Source organism: Paenibacillus sp. 01T422 (assembly GCF_056398785.1).
This window is the reverse complement of the sequence record NZ_JBFTQB010000331.1, coordinates 1-6,359: the sequence shown is the minus strand read 5'-3', so window position 1 is coordinate 6,359 and position 6,359 is coordinate 1. Positions and strand designations below refer to the sequence as shown.

The following is a 6,359-nucleotide window of genomic DNA, read 5'->3' as shown; positions in this document are numbered from 1 at the left end:
GCCATGTCCAGGCGTGCGCGCAGGACCTACTGCGAAGATTTCTGCCAAGCCTTCAGCGCCGACTTCTGCCTGGAAATCTGGATGAGCGAGGATGGCTTTTGGTTCAGAACCGAATAGAAGGACACTGTTCTGATGAGAATAAAAAAGCGGCTTTACGCCCAGCCGGTCTCTGACCAGGTAGAGCGATTGCTCCTGATCGTTCCATGCTGCGAAGGCGAAGATACCATTCAGACGGTCTACACAAGCCCGCCCCCATTCAATGAAGGCAACAAGCAGCACCTCGGTATCGCAGGTTGTTCGGAAATGATGTCCGCGCAGTTCGAGCTCTTTTTTCAGCTCGGGGGCATTGTAAAGTTCGCCATTATATACGATCGTATACGTGTAGTCTCCTTGTTTCCGGATCATGGGCTGAGCCCCGTTCTCCGGATCCATTACACTAAGACGTCGATGGCCGAGGGCACAGTGCTGCGAGATCCAGGTGCCAGAAGCATCTGGTCCACGCAAATGGAGCGTTTCCGTCATATTTTCTAGAATGGACGGGTACCCGGTCAAGTCTTTCCGCCAATCTATCCAACCCGTTATTCCGCACATAGACGTTCCTTCCTTTCTTTATGAAGACAGCATGATGATAAAAGGTATGCAAAATGGGGATATATAATGTCTGTCCCAGATAGCCGTAACGGTCGTCAGTCAGATTTTGTGTTTTAATTCTAAGCCTGTTATTATTAATTAATTATTACTTACTAAACAGTAAAGGTGATGGCAATGAAAAAGAAACATTCCAAAGCACAARTCGATTATCTAGCCTCCAGAGAGCATTTTTTGCAAATTAGTAATCAAGCGGATAAACGGATTGCCGATTTGAAAGAGGCAGGCAAAGAAGTCGGACAGGCTGAACTGGAAGAAATCATTGAACGCGTTGGCCTGCACCGTGCCTATAATGAACTGACACAAGCGGAGAATTTACTGATCAATTGGACGCAAGTCGCAATTAAAACAGAGCCGGAATTCATTGAAAATCGCAGTAATTTCGAGGAACTTTATGAAAGAGTCAAAACGGATGCAGAAGCTAGAGGCGCTCTTCTAAATTTAGCCATGCGTTTAAATCTTGAGCTTGCGTGACATTCTATAGGGGTAGTGCCATTCTTTCTTCAGGAGGCGAATGCTCATGGATAGTCATTTCATTAGCAAGCTGCACGACAAGCAGAGGAAAGCCGCGAAGAATTTCAGGACACAAGGTGACGGTCAGCCAGGCAATAACTTGCCTCACAAGAAGCACTAAAGTCTAATGGCACCAACAAGAGCCTGTAGAGACCACTCTACGGGCTCACCTTATAGGAGGGAATTCATCATGGGCAAAAAGAGTATGAAACAAAAAGCACAAAGCACGATTGATCATTCGAAACAATCTTCACGGGTGCAGTCTAATTTGGATTCGACCGAACCTGGTCATCATCAGCCTAATCGGCCATCTGTGTAAGAACGGAATTTTTGCATGATAAAATAATGCTCCAGAAAGCCGCAACCATAGGTTGACGGCTTTTTCTGTTTGAACTACACTTCTGTATTTAGATATTCGAAGAAACAGCAAAAAGACCGCGATTTCTCGCGGTCTTCTCTCCTTGCAGACGTCCCAGGAGGGATTCGRACCCCCGACCGCACGCTTAGAAGGCGTGTGCTCTATCCAGCTGAGCTACTGAGACATAGACCTCTTCTTACCTAGCAGCGTGTAGCTGTTTGGCGAAGCAAGAGTTATATTATCATATCTTTTTAAGAGAAGTCAACACTTGTTTTAAATTTATTTTGCAATCGCCCGAACAATCAAGTAAACTGTCACCAGCGAGACCAAGATTTCTGAGGTGATCCACATAACCGAGCTGTCGATGAATAATGTTATTCTTTTTCCGAAAACAGAGCAATATTACGAAGAGGAACTTACCCGTTTTCTACGAAACGAACAGTATAGTGATGCTCTTCAACTGCTAACTTTTCTGCTTCAGTTCCCAGCCGCCCAATCGGATAAGATCGAGCAGTGGGAAGCGCTGCGGATTTGGTTGCAAACCATGTTTCCAGAAGAGTTATTCCCTATGCCTAGTCCATCGGAAGAGGATTTAGAGGGGGAAGAGGATTTATTAAGGCAATACATAAACGAGAAGTCGTCAGATGACGGCGCGTATGCCTTGAAGTTGCTGGACTTGTTGAAAGAAGGCACTTTGGAGCAGCAAGTAAGTAGTCTGGAACAATTGGGTTTTATCGATCAACCCGGTATAAGCTCGGCTATCAAGGAATGGCTTAGCGAAAAACCGCGGCATCCGCATATTCAGTTCAAGGCGCTGCAGGCGCTTAAGCAAATGGGGGAGCAGGGATTCATTGAGTATCCGAAAAACGGGAAAATGATCGCTGTACAGATCGAAGAGACACCGCTGGGCCAGGAGGATTTTCCATCCCAAATTCGTGATATGATTCGCAGAGTCGGGGATATTAGTGAAATAAGCCAGCCGGATTTTGTTTATTTTGCCCAACAAACGTGGCAGGAATTTTTGGCCTATGCCTATGGAACGGCAATCTATACAGACTTATTGAAAGCTGAAGAGGGCGCCGTTGATGTATGGGCTTCCGCCTTGCACGCCATCTTGCAAGAACGATTATTTGGTTCCGTTAATCGAGAGGAATTGCTGGACAATTACGGGATTGTAGGGTCGATGACGCTGCAATGGAAGCGGGCACATCTTGTGCTGCAAGCGTTTGTGAAGCAGTTTAATCCAGATCCGTCCTAGTAGCGAAAGGTCGCCTTGAAATGAATTTGTTATATGTTATAATAGAATGGTTATAATGAGCGTAACGTGAAAATATGTCATCGTACATTTTTGGAAGGGGAAAGCATAAAATGAAAGCAAGTTGGGAAAAAATAGAGAAGAACGTAGGCGTTCTTGAAGTGGAAGTTGGCGCAGAGCGCGTCGCAGATGCATTGGATAAAGCATTCAAAAAAGTATCCGCGAAATTAAATGTTCCAGGTTTCCGTAAAGGAAAAGTGCCACGTTCAATCTTTGAAGCTAAATTTGGTGTAGAAAGCCTATACCAAGATGCACTAGACATTATTTTGCCAGAAGTTTACGTACAAGCGATCGAAGAGGTCAAAATCGAGCCTGTTGATCGTCCAGAAGTAGACGTAGAACAGTTCGCCAAAGGACAAGTTCTGAAATTCAAAGCGAAGGTTACTGTTAAACCAGAAGTAACGCTTGGCGATTACAAAGGCATCGAAGTTGAAGCAGTAGATGCTAACGTAACGGACGAAGAACTGGACAGCGAGCTTTCCCGTTTGCAACAACGTCATGCTGAGTTGGTTGTTCTTGAAGAAGGACAAGCAGCTAACGGCGACGTAGTTGTTCTTGATTTCGAAGGTTTCGTTGATGGCGAAGCATTCGAAGGCGGAAAAGCAGAGAAGTACTCCCTTGAGCTTGGATCCAACTCTTTCATTCCAGGGTTCGAAGAGCAGCTTGTAGGACTTGGTAAAGGCGAAGAGAAAGAAGTTAATGTTTCTTTCCCTGAGAACTACCAGTCTGAAGATCTGAAAGGCAAAGCGGCTGTGTTTAAAGTGAAAATTCACGACATCAAACGCAAAAACTTGCCAGAACTTGATGATGAGTTTGCTAAAGACGTGAGCGAGTACGATACGCTTGTAGAGTACAAAGAAGAATTGAAAAAACGTCTTCAAGAGAGCAAAACAAAAGATTCAGAAGCTGCTCTGGAAACAGCTGTTGTTGATAAGGCTGCTGCTAACGCTGATGTTGAAATTCCAGCATCCATGGTTGAAGCAGAACTTGATGTAATGGTGAAAGAATTCGAAAGACGTCTTCGCTCCCAAGGCATGACGCTTGAGATTTACTTCCAGTTCTCCGGTCAAAACGAGAGCGTGCTGAAAGATCAAATGAGAGAAGATGCTGATAAGCGTGTTCGAAACAACCTTGTTCTTGAAGCCATTGCAACTGCAGAAAACATCACAGTATCCGACGAAGAAGTTGACGCGGAACTTGAGAAATATGCACCATCCTACCAAAAATCAACGGCAGAACTTCGTGAGCTGTTTGCTTCTAACGGCAGCCTAGATGGTCTGAGCAATGATCTTGTGATTAGAAAAACGGTTGACTTCTTGCTTGAAAATAGCAAGCATGTTTCCGCAGCAGTATAAATAAGGTAAGTAAAGGCACGTACGTAAGCAACGTGCCTTTCTTTTACCCTATTTTAGCCACAAACTGCCTAAAAACATAAGAATTTCATTGAATACATAGCTGTCTTCTGAAAAAATGACTTTGCTGCTCAAACATGTTAAACTGTTACTGAATCCCAATTTGGAGAACATGGCTTTGGCCACAAAAGGAGTTGGTACAATGAGTCTTATTCCTATGGTTGTTGAACAAGAGGCACGTGGGGAACGCTCTTACGACATCTACTCGCGTCTACTTAAGGACCGCATTATTTTCATTGGGACCGCCATTGATGATGATGTGGCTAATTTGGTCATTGCCCAGCTGCTTTTTTTATCTGCTCAGGATCCCGAAAAGGATATCCACTTATATATCAACTCACCAGGTGGATCTGTAACAGCTGGAATGGGTATCTTCGATACCATGCAATTTATTAAACCGGATGTATCTACGATTTGTGTAGGTATGGCCGCAAGTATGGGGTCTTTGCTGTTAACAGCAGGCGCCAAAGGCAAGCGATACGCGCTGCCGAACGCTGAAGTTATGATTCACCAACCGCTCGGCGGTGTAAGAGGTCAAGCGACCGATATTAAGATTCACGCGGATTGGATTATCAAAACGAAACAAAAACTCAACCAGATATATGTGGATCGTACGGGACAGCCGCTTGAAAAGATCGAAAGAGACACCGACCGAGATAACTTTATGAGCGCTGATGAAGCGAAGGCATACGGGTTAATCGACGAGGTTATCACTCGAAACGACTTGAAATAAAGGAGTGATCCCATGTTTAAATTTAACGATGAAAAAGGCCAACTCAAATGTTCCTTTTGTGGAAAATCCCAAGACCAAGTTCGCAAGCTTGTTGCGGGTCCGGGAGTTTACATTTGTGATGAATGTATAGAGCTTTGCACGGAGATTGTGGAAGAAGAACTAGGTCACGAGGAAGAACTGGATCTGAAGGATGTTCCGAAACCGAAGGAAATCCGCAACATTTTGGACCAGTACGTCATCGGGCAGGAACAAGCGAAGAAATCGCTTGCGGTAGCGGTTTATAATCACTACAAGCGTATTAATTCGCAAAACAAACTAGAAGATGTTGAACTTCAAAAAAGTAACATCGTTCTTCTAGGACCAACAGGAAGTGGTAAAACACTTCTTGCTCAAACGCTTGCCAAAATCCTGAATGTTCCATTTGCAATCGCGGATGCAACTTCATTGACTGAAGCGGGTTATGTAGGTGAAGACGTTGAGAACATTTTGCTCAAACTTATTCAAGCTGCAGATTACGATGTGGAGAAAGCAGAACGCGGCATTATCTACATCGATGAGATCGATAAAGTAGCACGTAAATCCGAGAACCCGTCTATTACAAGAGACGTTTCTGGTGAAGGCGTTCAGCAAGCTTTGCTGAAAATTCTTGAAGGTACGGTTGCATCAGTTCCTCCGCAAGGCGGACGTAAGCATCCACATCAAGAGTTTATTCAAATCGACACAACCAATATTCTGTTTATTTGCGGCGGAGCTTTCGATGGTCTAGAGCAAATTATCAAACGCAGAATTGGTAAAAAAGTGATCGGCTTCAGCACAGACGGAGCTAAAGTAGATTTGAAACCAGGCGAGTACCTGTCCATGGTACTTCCAGAAGACCTGCTCAGATTCGGATTGATTCCAGAATTCGTAGGCCGTCTTCCGGTTATCTCTACCCTAGAGCCGCTGGATGAAGCAGCGCTAGTTCGTATTCTTTCTGAGCCGAAAAATGCGCTCGTGAAACAATACCAGAAGATGCTCGAGATGGATAACGTTTCACTCGAATTCGACGCAGAGGCGCTTGATGCCATTGCGAAAGAAGCGATTAAACGGAATACCGGCGCGCGTGGTCTGAGAGCAATCATTGAAAGCATTATGCTTGATGTGATGTTTGAAGTTCCTTCAAGAACCGATGTCTCCACTTGTGTAGTCTCTAAAGAGACTGTTCAGAACAAGATCACACCTGTGCTGACGACGAAAGACGGCTCACAAGCGACAGGCAAGAAAAAAGAAGAAAGTGCGTAACCCATAATTTCATTAACGAACACACAGCCTCCAATCCGGTTTCCTTATGCAGGAAATTGGAGCGGAGGATGTTTGGTGTCATGGGGAGAGAAACCATAA

At 44.6% G+C, this 6,359-nt stretch carries 8 protein-coding genes and 1 tRNA gene; 7 read left to right on the top strand and 2 right to left on the bottom strand.

Annotated elements, in window-relative coordinates:
- The coding region (locus AC1DUA_RS18915) for an asparagine synthetase B family protein (protein ID WP_477501243.1) at positions 1-591 on the bottom strand (591 nt) is incomplete at its 3' end.
- A gap of 174 nt (positions 592-765) precedes the next feature.
- On the opposite strand from AC1DUA_RS18915, the gene AC1DUA_RS18910 reads away from it, so the two are divergent.
- The 3 genes from AC1DUA_RS18910 to AC1DUA_RS18900 all read left to right on the top strand — a co-directional run bounded on the left by AC1DUA_RS18910 (position 766) and on the right by AC1DUA_RS18900 (position 1,480).
- The gene (locus AC1DUA_RS18910) at positions 766-1,122 is read left to right on the top strand and encodes a hypothetical protein (RefSeq protein WP_477501242.1); all 357 of its coding nucleotides are present in this window, start codon (positions 766-768) and stop codon (positions 1,120-1,122) included.
- A gap of 46 nt (positions 1,123-1,168) precedes the next feature.
- A complete protein-coding gene (locus AC1DUA_RS18905; protein WP_145661609.1) occupies positions 1,169-1,282 on the top strand; it encodes a DUF4023 family protein in 114 nt (37 codons plus the stop codon).
- A gap of 69 nt (positions 1,283-1,351) precedes the next feature.
- Positions 1,352-1,480, top strand: a complete 129-nt coding sequence (locus AC1DUA_RS18900; RefSeq protein WP_258567559.1) for a hypothetical protein — start codon at positions 1,352-1,354, stop codon at positions 1,478-1,480.
- A 149-nt stretch (positions 1,481-1,629) separates the two neighbouring features.
- Here AC1DUA_RS18900 and AC1DUA_RS18895 read toward each other — a convergent pair.
- Positions 1,630-1,703, bottom strand: a tRNA-Arg gene (locus tag AC1DUA_RS18895).
- 156 nt (positions 1,704-1,859) lie between these two features.
- Here AC1DUA_RS18895 and AC1DUA_RS18890 point away from each other — a divergent pair.
- From AC1DUA_RS18890 to clpX, 4 genes are all read left to right on the top strand, one after another.
- Positions 1,860-2,777, top strand: a complete 918-nt coding sequence (locus AC1DUA_RS18890; RefSeq protein ID WP_477501241.1) for a hypothetical protein — start codon at positions 1,860-1,862, stop codon at positions 2,775-2,777.
- Positions 2,778-2,887: 110 nt separating this feature from the next.
- Positions 2,888-4,189, top strand: a complete 1,302-nt coding sequence (gene tig, locus AC1DUA_RS18885) for a trigger factor (RefSeq protein ID WP_477501240.1) — start codon at positions 2,888-2,890, stop codon at positions 4,187-4,189.
- Positions 4,190-4,388: 199 nt separating this feature from the next.
- Positions 4,389-4,979 carry an ATP-dependent Clp endopeptidase proteolytic subunit ClpP gene (gene clpP / locus AC1DUA_RS18880; RefSeq protein ID WP_145661597.1) on the top strand — a complete coding sequence of 197 codons (591 nt, stop codon included), beginning with the start codon at positions 4,389-4,391 and terminating at the stop codon, positions 4,977-4,979.
- 12 nt (positions 4,980-4,991) lie between these two features.
- Positions 4,992-6,260: an ATP-dependent protease ATP-binding subunit ClpX gene (gene clpX / locus AC1DUA_RS18875; protein WP_477501239.1), complete on the top strand. Its 1,269-nt coding sequence runs from the start codon at positions 4,992-4,994 to the stop codon at positions 6,258-6,260.
- Positions 6,261-6,359 lie beyond the last annotated feature (99 nt).

Coding starts and splice junctions, on each gene's coding strand:
- AC1DUA_RS18905 (WP_145661609.1), top strand. CDS start 1,169: ATGGATAGTCATTTCATTAGCAAGCTGCACGACAAGCAGAGGAAAGCC.
- clpX (WP_477501239.1), top strand. CDS start 4,992: ATGTTTAAATTTAACGATGAAAAAGGCCAACTCAAATGTTCCTTTTGT.
- clpP (WP_145661597.1), top strand. CDS start 4,389: ATGAGTCTTATTCCTATGGTTGTTGAACAAGAGGCACGTGGGGAACGC.
- tig (WP_477501240.1), top strand. CDS start 2,888: ATGAAAGCAAGTTGGGAAAAAATAGAGAAGAACGTAGGCGTTCTTGAA.
- AC1DUA_RS18900 (WP_258567559.1), top strand. CDS start 1,352: ATGGGCAAAAAGAGTATGAAACAAAAAGCACAAAGCACGATTGATCAT.